Below are 24,990 nucleotides of genomic sequence, written 5' to 3'. Positions count from 1 at the left end.
ATCATTCGTAGATGCCAAAAAACAGAAAATAAAAACAATTGCGTATGCAAAAGTGTCTTAATCAAAATTAATCTTAAAGTTTTAAAAAAATAACGAGGTAGAAACATAATCATGTTTCTACCTTGTTCATAATGGAGACGCTGGTGGTGCTTGTATGTGTCTTTCAATAGTAGTACTTCAATAGTTTCGTAATTGCGTCTAGGGTATTATAGAGTGAAAGCCCCTATTAATAAAAGATTTGCTGTGAATTGTCCGAGATGTGTGCTTAATCTGTAATTGCACCTTTTGAAGCGGAGGAAACGAGTTTAGCGTATTTCGCTAATGTGCCACGAGTCGCTTTTAAAGGTGGCGCTTGCCATTGTTTATTACGGCGCTCAAGTTCTTCATCTGAAACATCAAAACTGATCTCTAATTTTTCTGCATCAATTGTAATGATGTCATCTTCCTCTAATAATGCCATCGGTCCTCCTACTTGAGATTCTGGAGCGGCATGGCCGATAACAAGTCCATGGGACCCACCTGAGAAACGGCCATCTGTAAGTAACGCAACAGACTCACCTAATCCTTTACCTACAAGAATAGATGATGCAGATAACATTTCTGGCATGCCTGGCGCACCTTTAGGTCCAGCATATCGAATAACGACAACATCGCCTGGTTTTATTTCATCATTTAATATAGCTTTGGTAGCTTGAGACTCAGAATCAAATACGCGTGCAGGTCCTTTGATGTATGTGACACTTAAGCCTGATATTTTTGCAACGGCACCTTCAGGAGCGAGGTTACCTTTTAATATAACTAGAGGACCTGTAGCGTGTTTTGGTGTTTCAAAATTAATAATTGTTTTATTATCTGTTAAATCAGGTTGTTGTTCAAGATTTTCAGCAACCGTCTTGCCGGTTACAGTAAGACAATCACCATGAATTAAGCCTTTATTGTATAGTAATTTCATAACTGCTGGAATACCACCGACTTCGTCTAGGTGAGCCATGACATATTTACCACTTGGTCTCAAATCGGCAATATGTGGTACACGTTTACGTATTTTTTCGAAATCATCTAGCGTTAAATCGACCTCTATTGTGTGTGCAATAGCTAGTAAATGCAGAATGGCATTGGTAGACCCACCAAGTGCCATGACCATTGTAATGGCATTTTCAAATGCTTCTTTAGTCATAATATCTTTTGGATAGATGCCCTTTTCTAATAAGTTATAAACGGCTTTACCAGCTGCTCTACTATCCTTAGATTTATTTATAGATACGGCGGGATGAGAGGCGCTACCTGGTAAACTCATACCCATCGCTTCAATAGCGGATGACATTGTGTTAGCGGTGAACATACCACCACAAGCGCCAGCGCCTGGACAAGCTGCACATTCTACTTTGTGAAGTTCAGATTTATCTATTTCCCCATTATTATATTGTCCGACGCCTTCAAAGGCAGAAACAGCATCTAAATCTTTGCCGTCTAATTTCCCTGGTAATATTGTACCGCCATATACAAATACCGCGGGTAAATTAAGCCGGGCGATACCGATCATACACCCAGGCATATTTTTATCACAACCACCAATAGCGACAAGTGCATCTAGATTCTCTGCGCTAACAACCGATTCTATAGAATCAGCAATGATTTCACGGCTCGGTAATGAGAAACGCATACCGTCTGTCCCCATAGAAATGCCATCGGATACGGTAATAGTATTGAAAATAAGCGGAGAAGCTCCTGCTTCACTAATCCCTTGTTTTGAAGCGCGTGCTAAACCATCAATATGCATATTGCATGGGGTTACTTCGCTCCATGTACTAGCAACACCAATCATTGGTTTTTGAAAATCTTCATCTTCAAATCCTAGTGCACGTAAATAAGCGCGATTGGGTGTACGACTGACACCATCACTAATGACTTTGCTGCGAATACGTAAATCTTGTTGGTGCTCATTATGTTCTTGAGTCAAATAATTACCTCCATTAAAAATTTATTTGTTAAATGTTTAAAATGATTTTAAAAGTTTGAAAAATCAGAAAATTAAAAACGATAACGTATATTAATTTAAAAAGCATCGAATATACACAGTATCTATTTATTGGTTTAGTGTCAAATGCATGAACGTGTCTATGTATTGTGATACCCTTTTTTGTTATTGCTAAAAGATACAAATAAATTGTTTTAATCTGATTTAGTCTATTAAAATAAAGATAATTTGATAATTACTTTAAAATGAGAATAAGGTGAAAAAAATGACGGATTTTAAAAAGTTAGAAGATTATTTAAATATAAATACTGAAATATATCATCATAATGATTTACGCACGTTGAATCATTACATTGATAAATATGTAAGCAATGTTCCTTTTGAAAATATCAATGTTCAAAATAAACAACCGATTGCTTTAGATGATGAATCAATGATGCATAAAATAATTGTGGAACATAGGGGTGGATTTTGTTATGAGCAAAATCATCTCTTTCATCATTGGATTACGGCCAAAGGGTTTGATGCTTATATCATATCAGCAACCATAAATACTGGAACTGGTTGGGCGATGGAAGGTTCGCATATGGCGCTAATAGTGGATATTGAAGGGAATAAATATTTAGTGGATGTCGGTTATGCAGATGTGCCAAAGCAAGCGATGCCTATCACAGATGAGTCGTGTTTTGTTAGTGATGTGAGTGGTGATTTTCAAGCGCGGTGGATTGATGCCAATACAATTGAAATGAGTAAACACACAGATGGGTCTTCGGAAATTCAGTATCGAGCTATTGATTGTGCTAAAACAATAACATGTTTCGAAGAAGCTATTCAATTTAACCAGTATGATCAAGCCTCCATTTTTGTTAAAAAATTAATTGTTAGCAAAGCGAAATCTTATGGACGTGTCACCTTATCTAATGAGCATCTAACAATTACACATCATAGTAAAAAAGAAAAAATACCTGTAACTCAAGATAATTATCAGGCGCTATTGAAAGACTATTTTGGTATTGAAAATATAAAGATACAGATTTTTATGTGATGCTAGGTTGAACAATATTTAATTTATAATCAACCGTATTGTTCTCTTTTGTAATAAGAATGTCATATAATTAATATACTTATTTACAACACAAGGGTGTATAATAAACAAGTGAATATAGAAAGCAAGCGAACAAAAGAGAGAAATTGGGAGGTTTACATAAATTGCGTAAAAAAATTATTGCAACTGTAATAGGGACAAGCGCGTTAGCGGCAGTTACTTCGACAAATGCAGACGCCGCAACAACTTATAAAGTTAAAAGCGGAGATTCATTATGGTCAATAGCGAATAAATTTAACATGTCAGTGGCTAAATTAAAGTCACTTAATAATTTGACGTCAAATGTTATTTTTCCGAACCAATCATTGAAAGTATCCGGTTCAACAAGTTCTAATACATCATCAAATACAGCTACTGGATCAACATATACAGTGAAATCTGGTGACACTTTATCAGGTATTGCAGCTAAACATGGCACTACATACCAAAAAATCATGAGCTTAAATGGTTTATCAAACTTTAATATTTACCCGGGACAAAAATTAAAAGTGTCTGGCACAGCATCTTCAGCTGGATCAAATAATTCAGGTAATACGAGTGGTAGTACAACAACATATACAGTGAAATCTGGTGATTCATTATCAGCCATTGCAGCTAAATATGGTACTACGTATCAAAAAATCATGAGTTTAAATGGTTTAAATAACTTTAACATTTACCCAGGACAAAAATTAAAAGTATCTGGTACAGCATCTTCAGGTGGATCAGGATCAAGTAATACTGGTTCAACTGGCTATAAAACACCAATCTTTAATCATTCTAATTTATATGATTGGGGTCAATGTACTTGGCATGTGTTTAATAAACGTGCTCAAATCGGTAAAGGTATCAGTACTTATTGGTGGAATGCTAATAATTGGGATACTGCTGCCGCAGCTGATGGTTATACAATTAATCGTAAAGCGACTGTAGGTTCTATCTTACAATCTGATATGGGGTACTATGGCCATGTAGCATTTGTAGAATCTGTAAATGCCAATGGTAGTATTACAGTTTCTGAAATGAATTATAGCGCATCACCAGGAATTGTAACGTACAGAACAATTCCTGCTTCACAAGTTAGTTCTTATGTATATATACATTAAGATAATTACGAAAAGACTCGTAACACGGTATTGATATCAATACTGCGATACGAGTCTTTTTTAATACGGCATGATAAGTGTTACGACTAGATGCTCACTTCATCTTTGCGAACATTTTTTAAGCGCTTAACTGTTGAGAACAGTGTGCCTGCTAGTGTGAAAGTAGAAAAGATTTTTGCGAATTTACGTGGTGATTTTAAAGCAGTATAAAAATCTAATACGGCACTAACACTGGTAACTGCTATGCTTGCATAAATTAATTTTTTGTTTTTTGATTGATAGGCATACCAGTTAAAACCTTCAATTGCTATGCTTGCAAAATTAATTGCATTTGAAATACGATTAATCTTAGTTTTTTTAGCCATTATGTTGAGTCCTCCGTTTTTGAAAATTACTAACTCACTTTAATTTATAGTGATATAAGCTAGTTAATAAAATGTTTATGGTATTTAAAATATACAATGTATACAATAATAAAATATGATAACATAAGCGCTGTTAATATAAAAATAGAAAGATTGATGAACAAAGGTGTGGAGGGATGCGGAATGATTAAATGTGTATGCTTGGTAGTTGAATTTGATGAGCAGTTATTGCTTGTTCAAGCCAGGAATAGAGAGAAATATTATTTCCCTGGTGGAAAGATAGACGCAAATGAGTCATATACAGAAGCGTTAACAAGAGAAATTCAAGAAGAATTACAAGTAGATTTACCTGAATCTTCACTTGTCTACCTTTCGACGGTTGTAGGAGAAGCGTATCCTCAGAAAAACACGCAAACCGAATTGAATTGTTTTAAAACGACTGCTGAAATAGATTGGAATTCCGTGGTACCTGATCAGGAAATAACTGATTTAAAATGGGTGAGTAAACATGATCATCATCAAATTGCTCCAGCTGTATTAACTTGGATTGATGAGCAATCAAAGCAAGATGATGTCGTTTATTTTGTTCCTTATAAGGCAGACTTAATGGCTGATATTGAGCGTATTAACCTTTCAGCAGATGATTTAAAATTCACAAAGACACCAAAGGAAAATATTGTACTTGCTGAGAATGACGAGGAAAGGCATCCAACATTAGTTTATAATGGCAAAAATCAGTGCATTGGTTTTTTTACATTACATGAAGGTAAGGGTGTTGCACCATATTCTGAAAATAAACACGCTATATTTTTTAGGTCGTTCAGTATTGATGTGAATTATCGTGGGTCTGGCTACGGTAAGCAGATTATTAAGGCGTTACCGAATTATTTGAAAATTAATTTTCCGACGATTCAAGAGATTTGTTTAACGGTCAATGATGATAATGACATCGCTCAACAACTATATAAACAATGTCATTACCATATCGTAGGAGAAGCAACTTTAGAAAATAGGCCAGTCTATATTCTAAAGCGAGAAATTAAATAAAATGGTGTAGAAATGTGTCAGAAAAGATAACATATAGTGTTATTTTACATGACGCATTTTTGCTATTTTAAAGGAACGGGTTTATGCTCCGATACAAAGGAGTGAGTGGTATGAATATGAATGATACATTATTTTTATTTCTTTGTACGTTGCTAGTTTGGTTGATGACGCCAGGGTTGAGTTTATTTTATGGGGGATTGGTTCAATCTAAAAATGTATTGAATACAGTTATGCAGAGTATGTCGGCAATAGTAATTGTAACATTTGCGTGGATATTATTTGGGTTTAGCTTTAGTTTTGGAAATGGAAATTTACTGTTTGGAGATTTTACATATATAGGATTATCTCACGTCGGTTTTAGTACGCAATCAGCAATTTCGGAACATATCCCTTTAGCATTATTTATGCTATTTCAATTAATGTTTTGTACAATTGCAGTTTCAATTTTATCAGGATCAATAGCTGAAAAAATGAAATTCATCCCGTATTTGATTTTTGTATTTTTGTGGGTTGTTTGTGTTTATAGTCCGGTAGCTCATTGGGTATGGGGCGGTGGCTGGATTGATAAAATAGGTGCAATTGACTATGCAGGTGGAACAGTCGTGCACATCACTTCAGGTGTATCAGGGCTAGTGTTAGCAATTATGATTGGTGCTGGTAAAAATTTTGATAAAAGACCACCACACAATTTGATTATCACGCTTATCGGAGGAATATTGGTTTGGTTTGGTTGGTATGGATTTAATGTAGGTAGTGCCTTAACGTTTGATAAGATAGCGATGATTTCATTTGTAAATACTGCACTTGCAGCCAGTGCTGGCGCATTAGGTTGGTCGATAATAGAATATTGAATGAAGAAGACAACCAGTTTGATAGGTATGTTATCAGGTATGCTTGCAGGGTTAGTAGCGATTACTCCAGCGGCAGGTTTTGTAGGATATATGAATGCTGTAGTTATTGCGCTTATAGGTGGTATTTGTTGTTACTTTGTTATTAATTATATTAAAGGCAAATTGAATTATAATGATGCATTAGATGCATTTGGTATACATGGTGTCGGTGGCGTTGTCGGTGCGCTTTTAACAGGGGTGTTTCAGTCACATCATATTAACGGCGATGTAGTCAATGGTCTGTTATTAGGTGGCGGCTTTCTACCTATTGTGAATCAGTTTATAGCTGTTGCTATCACAATCGTTTTTAGTGGCGTTATGACTTATATCATTGCGAAAGTCATTTCTAAATTTAGTGAATTAGGTACAGATACAGTAGAAGAAGCACATGGATTAGATTACGTTGTACACGGCGAGCGTGCCTATTTCAGTGGAGAATTAAATAAGCTAAATAAACGTAAATAATAGAATAAAAAAGATGAGACATCCTTGTCTCATCTTTTTTATAGCGTAATTAATAAGGATACCAGTGTCGCAGCGTTTGTCATACGCATAAAATTTTAGTGATATTTATGTGGAGGTATTGCAGCTCAAGTAAATATGGAGTGCCATTTCACTAATTTATCATACTTAATTCTTGTTATTTTTCTATTAATCATTTGTCTTTGATATTGTGTGTGATGGTCTTTGTCTTTTAATTAATATAGCAGTTAGCCATGCAGTAATTGGAATACTGATAGCGACGGCGATACCACCAAGTAGAATGGAAATAAACTCTTGTGCGAAAATTTTAGAATTTATAATATGTCCAAAGGAATAATTAAGTTTGGAAAACCAGAAAAATAACGTTAACTGTCCGCCAAAATAAGCAAGATATATGGTATTAGCTGAAGTTGCTAATATTTCACGGCCAACCCGCATGCCTGAATGAAATAGTTCTTTTTGTGTTAACTTAGGATTTGTTTCACTTAATTCATACATAGGTGAACTGATTGTGATAGCTAAATCAATGACTGCAGCGATAACGGCAAGAACAATTGTAAACACCATAAACTTAACCATATCTATGCCAATATTCATTGAAAAGATATACGTTTCATCTTGTTGTTCGGTTGCAAAACCTTGTAAATGCCCAATTGATACGGAAAGATAAATGGCAGCTATTAAAATAAGTGTTGTCACAATTGTGGCGTAAAATGCGGCTTGGGTCTTCGTATTGTAACTATTTAGCACAAACAAATTACAAGCAGCGACGACGATGCAGAATATAAGTGTGACAAGGTAAATAGGCAAGCCAAATATAATGAGTATGATAGCAATGAATAAAACGACAAAATTTAGAAATAGGGTCAGATAAGAAATTAATCCCTTTTTTCCACCAAATATTAACATTAATATTAATAAAATGAGACCTAATATCGTTATTACGCTCATGATCTAACACCTCGCAGTCTAAACCAAAGTTGCATTAATAAAATAGTGATTGGGATTGTTAAGACAATGCCAATCCCGCCGGTAATTGCCCGGGAAATTTCTAAAGACCAATTCATAGATATGGTATAAGTGATGGTGTTTGCATTTTTTAAATAAATCAGTAGCATAGGCAAACTTCCTGATAAATAAGAGAATAATAATATATTCGTCATTGTTCCCATGATATCTTGTCCAATATTTCGTCCAGCTAGTGCCCAACGTTTCATGCTGATATCAGGCGTCCGACGCAGGATTTCAGCCATACCGCTGGCAATCGTAATGGCGACATCCATGACTGCACCTAAGGTACCTATCATCACCGAGGCTAGGAACACTTCTTTTGGTGGCAAGGTTAGAAAACTCATGGTTTCAAATTTTAACCCAGTACCACCTGTAAGTTGGATAATTAATTGTGACATGCCAACACATAAAAAGGTGCCCACTAATGTGCTAAGGATTGTAATGAGTGTGCGCCATTGCCAACCCGTAACAAGTAACAGAGTTAATGTTGTAGAGATGAAGATACCTACACTCATAAGACCGAATAGACTAATGTTAGGCGATTGATTATGAATATAGATTGCTAATAATACTACCAAAGTGTTAAGGGCAAGCGACAGAATCGATTGTAGTCCTATTTTTTTACCGACAAGTAATACGGTTAATAAAAATATGCCTGTTATCGCAACGACTAAACTATCACGTTTCTTCTCAGTTATATAGGCATCGTTTAAATCCTTATCAATATGTAATAATACTTTGTTATTTTTTGAAAAGGCTTCACTATCTGCTTGTGACTCGGTATATTCATGTGAAATGTTAGCAGTTTTACCTTCGAACTTACCGTTTAATATTTTGATATGTAATTGCGTTTTGTGTTTCGTATCTTTGTTGTGGTGTTCATCAGAAATATGGGTTGTTGACGTGTTATTGATTTGCGTAATTTGCCCAATGGGTGTGTCATAAAATTTAGCATTAAAAAAAGTGAATATGAATAAAACGACAAAAATAACGCAAAAAGCAATGACTATCCAATTGTAAGGGCGTTTTAATAATGTTTTAACAGACTTCAAGTGTATTCAGTCCTCTCTTTATAGACAATGTGATTATACGCGCCCGATAAACTGAATTCAAAGATTTATAGGTTTGACAGTCTGTATAAACTTAATGATACGTGGCACTACGGCTGAGTAATTGCTCGATTGTCGTTAGCATGAACTGTATATCATTCTTGCGGTTATCGTGACGTATCACACTACAAATAGTACGTTTTAATTCGGTGTGTTCTAGTGAGATAGCAATCCATTTCTGTGGATTTTTATCTAATTGTTGATAAGATGGTGCGATAATATAGCCACGGCCTTTGTTTAATAAATATTGAGCTAACTGTGTATTGGTTACCGTGCGAATAGGTGTTTCTATGACGCTAACTAACGTTTGCTTAATATAGGGGGGCAGCTTATAGAGTTCATAGATAGATTTGTTTGAAAATTGAACTAGTGGCGGATTCGTTGCCATAGTTATTGGGTCGTCTTTAGGCACATAAATATGGAAATTTTCTTCGAATAGAGGATTTATCTTGAGTGACGTGTTTTGTTTGATTTGTTGTGTTAAATTTGTAAAGGCGATATCAATTTGGTTTGTGATTAATGCATTTAATATGTCACTTTCTTCCATTAGAATAGGTTCGATAATAGATTGGCTCTTATTTTCAAATGCCTGTATTAATAAAGTGAGTACCTGAGAAATATAACTCTCAACATAGCCAATACGAATGATAAAATGATTTGATTCGGACTGATTGTGGAATAAGCGAATCGTTTCATTGAGTTGATCGATGATTTTTGTAGCTTCAGTAAAAAACTGTCTGCCTTCATCTGTTAAATAAATATTTCTACCTTCTCTTTTGAACAAAGTCACTTGAAGTTCCTTTTCTAGTTGAGCGATTTGGCGACTAATCGCTGATTGTGCAATGTTTAACTCAAGTGCAGCTTCAGATAAGTGTTCTCTTTTAGCGACTTCTATAAAATATTTCAATTGTTTGATTTCCATATATAGCCCTCGTTTTCCTCTATTGTTCTAATAATTAGAATGATATCATCTATTTTATATATTGAACAGATTAATCAACTGCTTTATAGTTTACTTACTTATTTAGTTTTCAGAATTTTCTTAAAAGAGGTGAAGATCATGCTTAAAAATAGAGAGAAATTAGGATTATATGATAGTCGCGAAGAACATGACGCTTGTGGAATAGGATTTTATGCGAATATGGATAATAAAAGAAGTCATGACATCGTTGAAAAATCATTAGAAATGTTACGTAGATTAGATCATCGTGGTGGTATTGGTGCAGATGGTGTAACTGGTGATGGTGCAGGGATTATGACGGAAGTACCATATGCATATTTTTCACGACACCTTGATTTTGATATTCCTGAAGAAGGTCAATATGCAGTTGGCATGTTTTTTACAAATGAAAAAATTAAAGGTTCTCAACATGAAGCGCAATTTAATGCTTATTTTGAAGCGGAAGGCTTAACTGTACTTGGCTATAGAGCAGTACCTGTAGATATTAGTGCGATTGCAACACACGTGGCAGATACAATGCCACATATTCAACAAGTTTTTGTTGCTTTGAATGATATTAGGCATACTCAAATTGAACGCACATTATTTTTAGCGAGAAAACAAATTGAAAATTATGCCAATCAACAACAGTTAGATTTATATTTTACAAGTTTGTCTCACAGAACCATCGTCTATAAGGGATGGTTACGTTCGGATCAAATCAAAGCGTTGTATCAAGACTTGAATCATGAAGATTTTATTTCAAAATTAGGCTTGGTTCATTCTCGTTTTAGTACTAATACATTTCCGAGTTGGAAACGTGCGCATCCTAATAGATTGTTAATGCACAATGGTGAAATTAATACAATTAAAGGTAACGTAAACTGGATGCGTGCGAGACAAGATGCATTGATAGAAACGATTTTTGGTGAAGATAAACATAAAGTGGCTGAAATTGTTGATGAAGATGGTAGTGACTCGGCTATTGTTGATAATGCTTTGGAATTTCTATCCTTGGCGATGGAACCAGAAAGAGCAGCAATGCTTATGATTCCAGAACCATGGTTATATAACAAGGCAAATGATGCCAATATAAGCGCATTTTATGAATTTTATAGTTATCTAATGGAGCCATGGGATGGACCTACGATGATTTCCTTCTGTAATGGTGATAAAATTGGTGCGCTGACTGATAGAAACGGCTTAAGACCAGGACGCTATACGATTACTAAAGATAATTATATTGTGTTTTCATCTGAAGTTGGAGTGGTCGATGTCCCTGAAGATAATGTGGCATTTAAAGGACAACTGAACCCCGGGAAATTACTTTTAGTCGATTTCAAAGCACATAAAGTTATCGAAAATAATGAATTGAAAGCTCGTATTGCAGATGAACATCCTTATGAAAGTTGGTTGAGTCAATTTAAAGTAGATCTAGACTTAGATAAAGTGATGTACCAACCATCTGATTGGGATGTTGATACACTAACGCGTTTACAAAAACAATTTGTTTATACCAAAGAAGAAATGGACAAATATTTAACTGAACTTGTGGAAAGTAAAAAGGATCCAATTGGGGCTATGGGATATGACGTACCTATTGCGGCATTAAATGAAAAAGATGAAAGTTTATTTAATTATTTTAAACAATTATTTGCGCAAGTCACGAATCCACCGATAGATGCTTATCGTGAAAAAATCGTAACTAGCGAGTTATCATATTTAGGTGGTGAGGGCAATTTATTAAAGCCCAATGAAGATGTCTTAAACCGCATTCAATTAAAACGACCAGTCATTACAGAGGCTCAGCTAGATGCTATTGAACAAAGTCGATTTAATGTAACGCACGTGTCTACTGTTTATCAGCATGAGTTAGAAACAGCATTAGATGCCATTGGGGAGAAGGCGATTAAAGCTGTACAAAAAGGATATGAAATTATTGTACTTGATGATCGTAGTTTAGTTTCTGATACAGGATATGCAATGCCAATGTTATTAGCAGTGAGCCATATCCATCAATTATTAATTAGAGAAGGATTGCGTATGCGTACAAGTATTGTAGCTTTATCGGGTGAAACAAGAGAAGTTCATCATGTTGCATGCTTATTAGGTTACGGTGCTAATGCAGTTGTACCTTATTTGGCACAACGTACGATTGAACAGTTGGTACAGAATCAGCGTTTAGAAGGAGATATTTCTGAAAATGTTCAAACATATACGGATACATTGTCAGAAGGCGTCATTAAAGTAATGGCTAAGATGGGAATTTCAACGGTTCAAAGTTATCAAGGGGCACAAATCTTTGAAGCGGTTGGTTTATCAGATGAAGTCGTTGAACAATATTTTACAGGTACACAGACAAAATTGTCAGGCATTTCCATGCAGATGATTGATAAGGAGAATAAAGCTAGACAAACACCTTCAAGCGAATACATTGAATCGGGTAGTACGTTCCAATGGCGTAAACAAGGTCAGCACCATGCTTTTAATCCAACATCTATCCACTTATTGCAACATGCATGTCGTTTAAATGATTATGAGAAGTTCAAAGCTTTTTCGCATGAAGTGAATTATAAACGGACAGATCATATTCGTCATTTGATGGAATTTAAAAAACAAACACCCATTGATATCAGTGAAGTTGAACCGGCGAGTGACATCGTGCAACGTTTTAACACAGGGGCGATGAGTTACGGTTCAATTTCGGAAGAAGCTCATCAAACATTAGCTGAAGCGATGAATCGTATGGGTGGTAAAAGTAATAGCGGTGAAGGTGGAGAGAATCCTGAACGTTTTATTATAGATGAAGAAGGACGTAACCACTCAAGCGCAATCAAACAAGTTGCTTCTGGTCGCTTTGGCGTAACAAGCGACTATTTACAACATGCAAAAGAAATACAAATTAAAGTTGCGCAAGGCGCTAAGCCAGGGGAAGGCGGACAATTACCTGGAACGAAAGTCTATCCATGGATTGCTGAAGTAAGGGGTTCTACGCCAGGTATCGGTTTAATATCACCACCGCCGCATCATGATATATATTCAATAGAAGATTTAGCACAACTCATACATGATTTAAAAAATGCTAATAAAGACGCTAATATCACAGTTAAACTTGTTTCGAAAACAGGTGTCGGTACGATTGCGGCAGGGGTAGCCAAAGCGTATGCTGATAAAATTGTAATTAGTGGATATGATGGTGGTACAGGTGCATCACCAAAAACAAGTATTCAACATGCAGGTGTACCATGGGAAATCGGTTTGGCTGAAACACATCAGACGTTGATGATGAATGATTTAAGATCACGTGTAAAAGTTGAAACAGATGGAAAATTACTCACAGGTCGAGATGTAGCTTATGCTTGTGCATTAGGTGCTGAGGAATTCGGCTTCGCAACGGCACCATTAGTGGTGCTCGGTTGTGTCATGATGCGTGTATGTCATAAAGATACTTGTCCTGTTGGTATTGCTACTCAGAATCAAGATTTGCGCGCTTTATTTAATGGTAGAGCGGATCACGTTGTTAATTTCATGCACTTTATTGCAGAAGAATTGCGAGAAATACTGGCAGAACTTGGTTTGAATTCAGTAGATGATTTAGTGGGTCGAACAGATTTATTAAGACGTAAAGAAAATCTTGCGACACATAAGCCTAAAGCAGCTTTCATGAATGTTGAAGCACTATTGTACCAACATGAAGGTAAGCGATTTAAGCAAATTGAACAAAATCATCATTTAGATGAAGGCTTTGACCTGACTGAATTGTATCCAGATGCACAAGCATCGATTGAAGCTGGTAAGTCCTTTGAAGGCCAATATATTTTGAAGAATGAACAGCGTGATGTCGGTGTAATTACAGGCAGTATAATCACTAGGGTACATGGTTCGGAAGGATTGCCGGAAGATACCATTTACGCTAAAACGGTTGGACATGCTGGGCAAAGTCTAGCAGCATATACACCGAGTGGTTTGACGATTCATCATACGGGTGACGCCAATGATTACGTTGGTAAAGGCTTGTCTGGCGGTAAAGTGATTGTAAACGCGCCAAATACGCAACGTGAAGGCGAAATTATCGTGGGTAATGTTTGTTTCTATGGTGCATCACATGGTAAAGCGTTTATTAATGGTAAAGCAGGCGAACGTTTTTGTATTCGTAACAGTGGTGTTCAAGCAGTCGTAGAAGGTATTGGAGACCACGGGCTTGAATATATGACTGGTGGCAGAATTGTCATTCTTGGTGATGTAGGTAAGAACTTTGGACAAGGTATGAGTGGTGGAGTGAGTTATGTCTTTCCATCAGATACTGCACAATTTAAAAAAGATAATCAATTAGATAGTCTTGATTTTGATGAAATTACAGTTAATGAGGAACGCAATGTGCTGAAAGAAATGTTGGAAGCACATGTCAAATATACGAATAGTAGTAAAGCTAAAAAAATTCTTGGTGATTTTGAAAATATAGCAGATAAAGTTGTAAAAGTTATTCCAAAAGATTATAAATTGATGATGCAAAAAATAGATTTACAAAAACAACAGTCGGAACAATTAGATGAAGCTTTATTAAACGCATTTAATGATGAACGCACACACTTAACTTCAGAGCAACAACTATCGGCTGTGTACTAATCAAAAAAAGGGGGGATTATCGTGGGTGAATTCAAGGGTTTTATGAATTATGAAAGGCAACAACTTGATGAACTATCATTAGTAGATCGTTTGAAAAATCATGAAGCATTTCAACAGAGATTTACTAAAGATGAAGCGGCACAACAAGGTGCGCGTTGTATGGATTGTGGCACACCTTTTTGTCAAACAGGTGAACCATTTGGTAAAGAAACGATTGGGTGTCCCATAGGTAACTATATACCTGAATGGAATGATTTAGTATATAGACAAGATTTCAAAACGGCATATGAACGTTTAAGTGAAACAAATAATTTTCCGGAATTTACAGGGCGCGTTTGTCCAGCACCATGTGAGCAATCGTGTGTCATGAAAATCAATCGCGAATCCGTAGCGATTAAAGGCATAGAGAGAACAATTATAGATGAAGCATATGAAAACGGTTGGGTTAAACCAACGATACCAAAACAGCGTAAAAGCGAATCGGTAGCGATTGTCGGTAGTGGCCCTGCTGGATTAACAGCTGCAGATGAATTGAATAAGCTAGGGTATCATGTAACGGTTTATGAACGTGCTCACGAAGCAGGTGGCTTACTTATGTATGGCATACCTAATATGAAATTAGATAAAGACGTAGTGCGTCGTAGAATTGAAATCATGAAAGCGTCTGGTATTCGCTTTGAAACAGATACCGAGATTGGTGTCGATATTAGTAGAGAAACACTAGATAAAACACATAACGCAATTATTCTATGTACAGGTTCTCAAAATGCACGAGATTTACCATTAGAAGGTCGTATGGGCTTTGGCATTCATTTTGCTATGGATTATTTGACGGAACAAGGTCAATATTTAAATGGTGAAATTGAGGACCCGACCATTTCTGCAGAAGGTAAAAATGTTGTGGTGATTGGTGCAGGAGATACAGGAGCTGACTGTGTCGCAACAGCACTTCGTGAAAATTGTAAATCTATAGTTCAATTTAATAAGTATACGAAACAACCAGAAGCAATAGAGTTTGATGAAAACACGTATTGGCCATTGGCAATGCCAGTGTTCAAAATGGATTATGCACATAAAGAATATGAATCACGGTTTGGTTTTGAGCCGCGAGCTTATGGTGTGCAAACAATGCGTTATGATGTCGATCGTATTGGAAATGTCAAAGGTGTATATACTCAAATCTTAGAGGAAACGGATGAAGGAATGGTTGTTGTCGATGGTACTGAACGTCATTGGCCTGCGGATCTTGTCTTGTTGTCCATTGGTTTTATAGGTACTGAAACGACGGTACCACATGCCTTTAATATTCAAACAGAGCGCAATAAAATTGTAGCAGATAATAAAGATTTTAGAACGAACCAACCCAATGTATTTGCTGCAGGTGATGCTAGACGAGGTCAGAGTCTTGTTGTATGGGCAATTCAAGAAGGTAGAGCTGTAGCAAATGCTGTAGATGAATATTTAAAAGAGAAAACATTAGTATAAGACTATGATTTTAATTGACATTTAACATGGGCTATAATATTATAAATATTGTGTTTGGAGGAATACCCAAGTCCGGCTGAAGGGATCGGTCTTGAAAACCGACAGGGGCTTAACGGCTCGCGGGGGTTCGAATCCCTCTTCCTCCGCCATTATATTTTTAATACCAAGGCTAATAATATAGATAAAGCAAGTATTCAATGAGAATTGAGTACTTGCTTTTTTAATGTGTTTTTATAGTTAATTGGGTTTTTGGTCGCTCATCCTTGATTGCAAAGCTAGAATGAGTAAAGATATGTAATTGAGAGTGTCAGAGTGAGATGAAAGCGTGATTAAAATGACATAGACTTTTGAATGTCTCCACAATTAGCAAACGATTGGGTAATATCTTATTTTAAAATGAAAGCCTTTACAAAACTTGTATAGACAAGTTATACTTTCACTAATATCTAAAGTTTAATTATAAGGGAGTGAGTGGTCATGGCTGTTCAAAAGAAAGATGTACAAGATATTGTCGAAGCTATTGGGGGCAAAGACAACTTGGATACAGCAACACATTGTGTTACTCGTTTAAGACTTGTCTTGAAAGATGATGCTAAAGTGGATAAAGACAGATTAAGTGATAATGCTTTAGTGAAAGGGCAATTTAAAGCAGACAATCAATATCAAATCGTTATTGGGCCTGGTACAGTAGATGAAGTTTACAAGCAATTTATCGAAGAAACGGGCGTAAGTGCAGCTTCTAAAGATGATGCAAAAGCAGCAGCAGCGAAAAAAGGGAATCCAATTCAAAGGTTAATTAAGTTATTGGGAGATATCTTTATACCGATTTTACCTGCAATCGTAACTGCTGGTCTATTAATGGGGATTAATAACTTACTTACTATGGAAGGACTATTTGGTCCTAAGCCACTTGTAGAACAGTATCCGCAACTAGGTGATATTTCAAATATTATTAATGTGATTGCAAGTACCGCATTCATATTTTTACCAGCATTAATTGGTTGGAGTAGCATGCGTGTATTTGGTGGTAGTCAGATTCTTGGTTTAGTATTAGGTTTGATTTTAATGAATCCACAACTTGTATCACAATACGATATCGCAAAAGGTAATATACCGACATGGGATATCTTTGGCTTAGAAATCAAGCAATTGAACTATCAAGGACAAGTATTGCCGATTTTACTCGCATCCTATGTGCTCGCACAAATTGAAAAATTCTTAAATAAATATGTTCATGATTCCATAAAAATGTTGGTCGTTGGTCCGGTAGCATTATTAATAACTGGATTCTTGGCGTTTATCGTTATTGGTCCAGTAGCTTTATGGTTAGGAACGGGAATCACGAGCGGCGTAACTTTTGTCTTTGAACATGCGGGCTGGTTAGGTGGCGCGATTTATGGTTTGTTCTATGCTCCGCTTGTTATAACAGGTTTACACCACATGTTCTTAGCAGTAGATTTCCAACTTATGGGCAGTCAACTAGGAGGCACATACTTATGGCCAATACTTGCCATTTCTAATATATGTCAAGGTTCTGCGGCATTCGGTGCTTGGTTTGTCTACAGAAGACGTAAAATGGGCAAAGAACAAGGTTTAGCAATGACTTCAGGTGTTTCTGGTTTCTTAGGTGTGACAGAACCAGCGCTATTTGGTGTGAACCTTCCGTTGAAATATCCATTTATTGCGGCGATTTCAACATCATGTATTTTAGGAGCAATCATTGGTGCTACGCCTGTGCTAGGTAAAGTAGGTGTCGGTGGCTTACCGGCATTCATTTCGATTCCAAATCATTATTGGGGTGTTTACCTAACTTGTACATTACTAGCAACTTTTGTGCCAGCAATACTTACTGTCTTCCTATCAAAATTCAGTAAAGAAAAAGCAAAAGAAATGGTAGATGAATCGTTGTAGATGAGAAAGCAGTACAATTTAACTCGCTAAAATGACTTAGCGAGTTTCTTTTTTTAAATAGTAAACATTAAGGTGGTAATCACATGAGTCAGAAAGATTGGAGAAAATCAGTTGTTTATCAAATTTATCCGAAATCCTTTAATGATACAACAGGAAATGGTGAAGGTGACTTACAAGGAATTATTGAAAAATTAGATTATATACAATACTTAGGTGTAGATTATATTTGGCTAACGCCTGTATATGAATCGCCAATGAATGATAATGGTTATGATATTAGTAATTATTATAAAATTAATGAGCAATTCGGAACGATCGAAGATTTAGAGATGTTAGTGACTGAAGCGCATAAAAAAGATATTAAAGTCATGATGGATATTGTTATAAACCATACATCAACTGAACATGAATGGTTTAAGCAAGCTTATGCTGATAAACATAGCCCTTATAGAGATTATTATTTCTTTAGAAAATCTGCAGATACTGAACCGCCAACGAATTGGGAATCTAAATTTGGTGGGAATGCTTGGAAGTATGACGCAAAGACGGATGAATATTATTTACATTTATTTGATGTAACACAAGCAGATTTAAATTGGGATAACCCAGAAGTCAGACGTGTGTTGTATGATGTAATTAATTACTGGATTGGTTTCGGTATTGATGGATTTCGTTTTGATGTAATTAATTTAATTTCCAAGGGTGAATTTAAAAACTCCGAAAAAATAGGGAAAGAGTTTTACACAGATGGGCCTCGCGTCCATGATTATCTTCATGAAATGAATCGCCACACGTTTGGTGATAAGGGCTTAATGACTGTTGGTGAAATGTCATCAACAACGATTGATCACTGTATAAAATATACTGCGCCTGACCGTCAAGAATTGAGTAGCGTATTTAACTTCCATCACCTTAAAGTAGACTATGTAGATGGGGAGAAATGGTCGAATGCTAAATTAGATTTTCATAAATTAAAAGATATTTTAATGGAATGGCAGCTTGGTATATATGAAGGTGGTGGTTGGAATGCTATATTTTGGTGTAACCACGATCAACCACGTGTCGTTACACGTTTCGGTGATGATACATCTGAACCTCTGCGTAAACAAAGTGCTAAGATGCTAGCGACAGTGTTACATATGTTGCAAGGTACGCCATATATTTATCAAGGTGAAGAAATTGGGATGACAGATCCAGGATTTGATGATATTAAGCAGTATCGTGATGTTGAATCGTTAAATGCTTATGACAATCTGAAGGCAGCAGAATATGATGAACAAGAGATTTTAACAATGCTTGGACAAAAATCGCGTGATAATTCAAGGACGCCTGTCCAATGGACGGCAGGTGAGAATGCTGGATTCACTTCTGGTACACCATGGATTGATATCCCAAGCAATTTTGATAAAATAAACGTTGAAGCAGCTATTGAAGACGAACAGTCCATACTTCAAACGTATAGACATTTAATTCAACTACGCCATAAACATGACATCATCACTTACGGAAGTATCGAACCACTGTTTATGGACCATAATGAATTGTTTATATATAAACGTCATTATAATGGCGAATCCTGGTTAGTTGTAGCTAACTTTTCCAAAGAACGTGTGGAGATTCCAGAAGGTTTAGAGATAAATGGACAAGTAATGATACAACATGGTCAAATGATAGATAGTCAGATTGATGGTTTTGGCGTAATCGTAGTTGCACAATAATTTATAAAAGGCAGTGAGCGTAGTGATGACACAGAAGAAATTTATTACGATATATGAAACATTACGAAAAGAGATTGTTGAATCACACATATCGTATGGCGCTCAATTGCCATCTGAACACGAATTGGTAGAATCTTATAACGCATCACGTGAAACAGTGCGTAAAGCATTGAATTTATTAGTGAGAGACGGCATGATACAAAAGATTCGAGGGAAAGGCTCGATTGTTATTTATCAAGGGTTAACAGAATTTCCTTTTGCAGATTTAACTAGTTTTAGAGAGGTACAACAAGGTCTAGGGTTGCAACATGAAACTGAAGTGAAAGTTATTGAGAAAATCATAGCTGGTGATATTCCTAGAGTGAAAGAAGCCTTGAATATAAGCTCAAATACGATGTTATGGCATATTATACGGACGAGAAAAATAGACAATAGAGTGAAAATTATAGATGAAGATTATCTAATAGAAACAATTGTGCCAAATGTTACAGCTGATATTGCTACAAAGTCTTTGTATCATTATATTGAAGCAGTGTTAGGATTAGAAATTAGTTATTCAAATAAATCAATTACATTTGAACCTTTTGGAGAGTTGGAATATGAAGTCTTTGGCGACATCACACCTGCATATACAGCGACTGTACGTGGAATTGTTCATTTAAAGGACACTACGATATTTCAATATAATATTTCTAAACATTTAGCGACAGAGTTTAAGTTTAACGATTTTTCTAGGCGTCATAAAATATAAATCACGCACTATATGGCTAACGTGTGAAGTGTTTGCAAGGTGTTGTTGCTTATACAAAAGGTAATGCTTGCATTCTAATATGAGATTATAGTATGATATATCTTGCCGTGCTAGGTGGGGAGGTAGCGGTTCCCTGTACTCGAAAACCGCTTTATGCGAGACTTAATTCCTTTGCTAAGGGTGCGTTTTTGTGAAGTCTGCCCAAAGCACGTAGTGTTTGAAGATTTCGGTCCTATGCAATATGAACCCACGAATCATGTCAGGTCCTGACGGAAGCAGCATTAAGTGGATCATCGTATGTGCCGTAGGGTTGCCGAGATTTAGCTGTCGACTTTGGTAACGTTTGTGATACGCATTCGAAGCGAAGGTGCACGGTTTTAATTTTAAAAATAATGAAATAGCACATATATAAAGAGTGACTTATCTTTTGATAGCAGTCACTCTTTTTTTATATTAAAATATAAACAATACTTTGATGGAATGTTGGGAAGGGGCTTTAAATTTTTTTGAAAAAACCGATGTTGTTAGGTCAAAGTTTTAAACAAAATGTTTGGAGGGAGACCCATGCAAATCTATTTAAGCACACTAACAGAAAATGATTATGAAACGAGTTTAGAAGAAATCAAAATGGCTTTTGAAGATAACGCGGATTCTAGTCATGATGAGCAGGACTTAGTAGTGAAATTAAGGAATGCGCCAGAGTACAATTACGAGCTTGAAGTTGTAGCGAAAAATGATGATGGTAACGTAGTCGGCCACATTATGCTATCTGAAATCGCAATTGTTAATGAGACGAGTCGTTATACTGCACTTGCATTGGCACCATTATCCGTATTGCCAGACTATAGAAACAAGGGGTTAGGTAAAGCGTTAATACAAGCAGTAGAAGAACGTGCGAAAACACAAGATTATACTACGATTATCGTATTAGGAGACCCTGAATATTATGGTAGGTTTGGCTATGAACCTGCAAAAGACTATGATATAGAATGCCCATTTGATGTGCCTTCAAAATATTTCATGGTCAAATTCCTATGGGATCAACTACTTGAGCAACCGAAAGGGGAAGTTGTATACTCAGAAGCTTTTAATTAATATTCAAAGTATAAAGTTCAATGCTATAATAGTCTGTGAATGCAATTGGAGGTGCGAAAGTGAATTATCAAGCATTATATAGAATGTTCCGACCTCAGAGTTTCGAAGATGTGGTAGGTCAAGAACATGTAACCAAAACACTACGCAATGCTATTTCGAAAGGTAAACAATCACATGCGTATATTTTTAGTGGTCCAAGAGGGACTGGTAAGACAAGTATTGCAAAGGTATTTGCGAAAGCAATTAATTGTCTTGAACGTTCAGATGGAGAACCATGTAATGAATGTGCAGTCTGTAAAGGTATTACAAGAGGGACTAACTCAGATGTTATCGAAATTGACGCAGCTAGTAATAATGGTGTGGATGAGATTAGAAATATTAGAGATAAAGTCAAATATGCACCGAGTGAATCAGAATTTAAAGTTTATATTATAGATGAAGTGCACATGCTAACGACAGGTGCTTTTAATGCATTGCTTAAAACATTGGAAGAACCACCGGCACACGCTATTTTTATCTTAGCGACAACAGAACCCCATAAAATACCTCCGACAATTATTTCAAGAGCACAAAGATTTGATTTCAAAGCGATAAGCCAACAAGAAATTGTAGAAAGGTTACAATTCGTAGCGGAATCACAAGAAATCGAATATGATGAAGCAGCCTTGGATTTTATTGCGAAAGCTTCTGAAGGTGGTATGCGTGACGCATTGAGTATCATGGACCAAGCTATTGCATTTGGAGACGAACATTTAACTTTAGCAGATGCGTTGAATGTTACTGGCAGTGTAGATGCGAATGCATTAAATGAATTATTCAAAGAAGTTGTTGAAGGTGACGTAAGAAATGCTTTCTCAACGTACCATCAATTCGTCTCGCAAGGTAAAGAAGTGAACCGTTTAATAAATGATATGATTTATTTTGTAAGAGATACAATTATGAATAAGACATCCGATACAGAAACTGAAAACGACGCACTGATGCACTTTGACTTAGATGTACTGTATAAAATGATTGATATCATTAATGATACACTCGTTTCTATTAGATTTAGTGTGAATCAAAGTGTACATTTTGAAGTGTTACTGGTCAAAATAGCAGAAATGATAAAAGAAAAGCCGGAAAGTGTTCAGACAGTAGCAACGACAGGTATAGCAACTGAACCCAACAATGATGTGTTACTTCAAAGAATGGAACAGCTGGAGAGTGAATTAAATTCACTTAAAGCGAACGGTGTAACGAGCAATCCTCCACCTCAACAAGCGAAGCGTTCTGCCAATAAAGGTGCTCAATCTAAAAATACTTTTTCTATGCAACAAATAGCGAAAGTGTTAGATAAAGCCAATAAAGATGATATTAAGCAACTTAAAGATCAATGGCAAGACGTAGTAGATCATGCTAAAAGTAATGATTTGAAGTCATTAGTAAGTCTTTTACAAAATTCTGAACCGGTTGCAGCCAGCGAAACGCACGTACTTATCAAATTTGAAGAAGAAATTCATTGTGAAATCGTAAATAAAGATGATGAAAAACGCGAAAACATCGAAAATGTTGTCTGTAATATTATAGATAAAACGGTCAAAGTTGTTGGTGTACCTGCGGATCAATGGATGCGGGTAAGGTCTGAATATCTTCAAAATAGAAAACAAAGTACAACAGATGATATGAGCAATAAAACATCAACTTCGACTGAGTCTGAAGAAGTTGATGTTGTTCAAAAAGCAAAAGATCTCTTTGGTGAAAGTACAGTTAATGTAATAGATGAAGAGTGATACATGACAATGATTAAAAAGGCATGTATAATGAAACAAAAGATGAATGATATATAAGTTTTAAGGAGGATATATTTATGCGCGGTGGCGGAAATATGCAACAAATGATGAAACAAATGCAAAAAATGCAAAAGAAAATGGGCGAAGAACAGGAAAAACTTAAAGAAGAAAAGGTTCAAGGTACAGCAGGTGGCGGCATGGTTACTGTAACTGTATCAGGGCATAAAGAAGTTTTAGACGTGGAAATCAAAGAAGAAGCGGTAGATCCTGATGACATCGAAATGTTACAAGATTTAGTAATTGCTGCTACAAATGAAGCGATGAACAAAGCTGACGAACTTACACAAGAACGTTTAGGTAAGCATACGCAAGGCTTAAACATTCCTGGAATGTGATCATATGCATTATCCTGAACCAATTTCGAAACTTATTGACAGTTTCATGAAACTGCCAGGCATTGGGCCCAAAACAGCTCAACGTCTGGCGTTTCATGTATTAGACATGAAAGAAGATGACGTTGTACAATTTGCTAAGTCATTAGTAGATGTAAAACGAGAACTTACTTATTGTAGTGAGTGTGGGCATATTACAGAACAAGATCCTTGTTATATATGTCAAGACAAACAAAGGGATCGATCAGTGATTTGTGTAGTCGAAGATGATAAAGATGTTATTGCAATGGAAAAAATGCGAGAGTATAAGGGTCTATATCACGTATTGCATGGCTCTATATCCCCAATGGATGGTATTGGGCCAGAAGATATCAATATACCGAGCTTAATCAATCGATTGAAAAATGAAGAAGTTAAAGAATTGATATTAGCTATGAATCCCAACTTAGAAGGTGAATCAACAGCGATGTATATTTCTAGACTAGTAAAACCAATCGGTATTACTGTTACAAGATTAGCTCAAGGTTTATCTGTTGGTGGCGATTTAGAATATGCTGATGAAGTGACATTATCCAAAGCTATTATGGGTAGAACAGAGATGTAGCAAGGTTAATCTACTATATAAAAGAAGTGATAAAGCTATCTAAAGCAGATAGCTTTATTTTTTTGTAAATAAAATTAAAAAATGTAAATTAAATCAAAGTATGGATATAGCATCGATAGTCATAGGATTAATGTAGTATTACATTTTGAATATCGTCAAAAAACGTACTTTTATAAACAATGTATTTTAATAGTTTGCCTTTTAATGAAAATGCAATGAAAACGCGTGGTATAAGTGTAAATTTTACCGTTGTTAAAAGTAAAATAAGCGTGTATAGTATTTACTTGTCGGACGAAACAAAACGACAAAGACAAAAGAAATACAAATACACATAAAAATAAATTTTAAATAATCCTTGACTTCCATAGTCGAAGAGAGTAAAATTAATTCTTGTGATTGAAGAAATGAACATTGAAAACTGAATTGCAATATGTCAACGTTAATTCCGAACGCAACATTAAATTGTTGGTTCAAAACAAGTGTTAGAGATAACACAAATTAGTATTTTATGAGCTAATCAAACATCATAATTCATTTATGGAGAGTTTGATCCTGGCTCAGGATGAACGCTGGCGGCGTGCCTAATACATGCAAGTCGAGCGAACAGATAAGGAGCTTGCTCC

The 24,990-nt window shown here is 35.9% G+C and carries 17 protein-coding genes, 1 tRNA gene, 1 rRNA gene, 1 other RNA gene and 1 pseudogene; 16 read left to right on the top strand and 5 right to left on the bottom strand.

Annotated elements, in window-relative coordinates; translation table 11 throughout:
* Positions 1-265 precede the first annotated feature (265 nt).
* Complete coding sequence (gene ilvD / locus BTJ66_RS10380; RefSeq protein WP_099090883.1) at positions 266-1,960, bottom strand: dihydroxy-acid dehydratase; 1,695 nt, start codon at positions 1,958-1,960, stop codon at positions 266-268.
* A gap of 283 nt (positions 1,961-2,243) precedes the next feature.
* On the opposite strand from ilvD, the gene BTJ66_RS10375 reads away from it, so the two are divergent.
* On the top strand, positions 2,244-3,023 hold the full coding sequence (locus tag BTJ66_RS10375) for an arylamine N-acetyltransferase family protein (protein WP_099090882.1): 780 nt from the start codon (positions 2,244-2,246) through the stop codon (positions 3,021-3,023).
* A gap of 164 nt (positions 3,024-3,187) precedes the next feature.
* The gene (locus BTJ66_RS10370; protein WP_099090881.1) at positions 3,188-4,168 is read left to right on the top strand and encodes a LysM peptidoglycan-binding domain-containing protein; all 981 of its coding nucleotides are present in this window, start codon (positions 3,188-3,190) and stop codon (positions 4,166-4,168) included.
* An 86-nt stretch (positions 4,169-4,254) separates the two neighbouring features.
* On the opposite strand, the gene BTJ66_RS10365 is transcribed toward BTJ66_RS10370, so the two are convergent.
* Complete coding sequence (locus tag BTJ66_RS10365; protein WP_099090880.1) at positions 4,255-4,533, bottom strand: hypothetical protein; 279 nt, start codon at positions 4,531-4,533, stop codon at positions 4,255-4,257.
* 183 nt (positions 4,534-4,716) lie between these two features.
* Here BTJ66_RS10365 and BTJ66_RS10360 point away from each other — a divergent pair, with 183 nt between their 5' ends.
* Entirely contained in the window at positions 4,717-5,580 is an 864-nt protein-coding gene (locus tag BTJ66_RS10360) for a GNAT family N-acetyltransferase (protein WP_099090879.1), read from the top strand.
* A gap of 110 nt (positions 5,581-5,690) precedes the next feature.
* Positions 5,691-6,935, top strand: a pseudogene (locus tag BTJ66_RS10355) (ammonium transporter).
* 186 nt (positions 6,936-7,121) lie between these two features.
* Here the strand turns inward: BTJ66_RS10355 and BTJ66_RS10350 are convergent.
* The 3 genes from BTJ66_RS10350 to gltC form a co-directional block, all read right to left on the bottom strand.
* Positions 7,122-7,904: a YibE/F family protein gene (locus BTJ66_RS10350; RefSeq protein ID WP_099090878.1), complete on the bottom strand. Its 783-nt coding sequence runs from the start codon at positions 7,902-7,904 to the stop codon at positions 7,122-7,124.
* A complete protein-coding gene (locus BTJ66_RS10345; RefSeq protein WP_099090877.1) occupies positions 7,901-9,016 on the bottom strand; it encodes a YibE/F family protein in 1,116 nt (371 codons plus the stop codon). The genes BTJ66_RS10350 and BTJ66_RS10345 overlap by 4 nt, the downstream gene beginning before the upstream one ends.
* Positions 9,017-9,107: 91 nt before the next feature.
* Positions 9,108-9,995 (bottom strand): glutamate biosynthesis transcriptional regulator GltC, encoded by an 888-nt coding sequence (gene gltC, locus BTJ66_RS10340; protein WP_099090876.1) that lies wholly within the window; start codon positions 9,993-9,995, stop codon positions 9,108-9,110.
* A gap of 138 nt (positions 9,996-10,133) precedes the next feature.
* Here gltC and gltB point away from each other — a divergent pair, with 138 nt between their 5' ends.
* The 12 genes from gltB to BTJ66_RS10280 all read left to right on the top strand — a co-directional run.
* Positions 10,134-14,639 carry a glutamate synthase large subunit gene (gene gltB / locus BTJ66_RS10335; RefSeq protein ID WP_099090875.1) on the top strand — a complete coding sequence of 1,502 codons (4,506 nt, stop codon included), beginning with the start codon at positions 10,134-10,136 and terminating at the stop codon, positions 14,637-14,639.
* A 21-nt stretch (positions 14,640-14,660) separates the two neighbouring features.
* Positions 14,661-16,124, top strand: coding sequence for a glutamate synthase subunit beta (locus BTJ66_RS10330; protein WP_099090874.1), 1,464 nt, complete (start codon positions 14,661-14,663; stop codon positions 16,122-16,124).
* Between the two features lie 56 nt (positions 16,125-16,180).
* A tRNA-Ser gene (locus BTJ66_RS10325) sits at positions 16,181-16,273 on the top strand.
* Between the two features lie 328 nt (positions 16,274-16,601).
* The gene (gene treP / locus BTJ66_RS10320; protein ID WP_099090873.1) at positions 16,602-18,035 is read left to right on the top strand and encodes a PTS system trehalose-specific EIIBC component; all 1,434 of its coding nucleotides are present in this window, start codon (positions 16,602-16,604) and stop codon (positions 18,033-18,035) included.
* A gap of 83 nt (positions 18,036-18,118) precedes the next feature.
* Positions 18,119-19,753 (top strand): alpha,alpha-phosphotrehalase, encoded by a 1,635-nt coding sequence (gene treC, locus BTJ66_RS10315; RefSeq protein ID WP_099090872.1) that lies wholly within the window; start codon positions 18,119-18,121, stop codon positions 19,751-19,753.
* Between the two features lie 25 nt (positions 19,754-19,778).
* Complete coding sequence (gene treR / locus BTJ66_RS10310) at positions 19,779-20,504, top strand: trehalose operon repressor (RefSeq protein WP_099090871.1); 726 nt, start codon at positions 19,779-19,781, stop codon at positions 20,502-20,504.
* A gap of 105 nt (positions 20,505-20,609) precedes the next feature.
* An RNA gene (gene ffs, locus BTJ66_RS10305) (signal recognition particle sRNA large type) lies at positions 20,610-20,879 on the top strand.
* Between the two features lie 189 nt (positions 20,880-21,068).
* A complete protein-coding gene (locus tag BTJ66_RS10300; protein WP_099090870.1) occupies positions 21,069-21,599 on the top strand; it encodes a GNAT family N-acetyltransferase in 531 nt (176 codons plus the stop codon).
* Positions 21,600-21,658: 59 nt separating this feature from the next.
* On the top strand, positions 21,659-23,371 hold the full coding sequence (gene dnaX / locus BTJ66_RS10295; protein WP_099090869.1) for a DNA polymerase III subunit gamma/tau: 1,713 nt from the start codon (positions 21,659-21,661) through the stop codon (positions 23,369-23,371).
* Positions 23,372-23,448: 77 nt separating this feature from the next.
* Positions 23,449-23,766: a YbaB/EbfC family nucleoid-associated protein gene (locus BTJ66_RS10290; RefSeq protein ID WP_002484224.1), complete on the top strand. Its 318-nt coding sequence runs from the start codon at positions 23,449-23,451 to the stop codon at positions 23,764-23,766.
* Between the two features lie 4 nt (positions 23,767-23,770).
* Positions 23,771-24,367, top strand: coding sequence for a recombination mediator RecR (gene recR, locus BTJ66_RS10285; RefSeq protein WP_046836847.1), 597 nt, complete (start codon positions 23,771-23,773; stop codon positions 24,365-24,367).
* A gap of 534 nt (positions 24,368-24,901) precedes the next feature.
* Positions 24,902-24,990: ribosomal RNA gene (locus tag BTJ66_RS10280) — 16S ribosomal RNA — on the top strand; the annotation flags it as partial.

The sequence above is a fragment of the Staphylococcus edaphicus genome, assembly GCF_002614725.1.
GTDB classification, from domain to species: Bacteria; Bacillota; Bacilli; order Staphylococcales; family Staphylococcaceae; genus Staphylococcus; species Staphylococcus edaphicus.
Note: the sequence above shows the minus strand (reverse complement) of the source record. Positions and strands in the feature narration are given on the sequence as shown.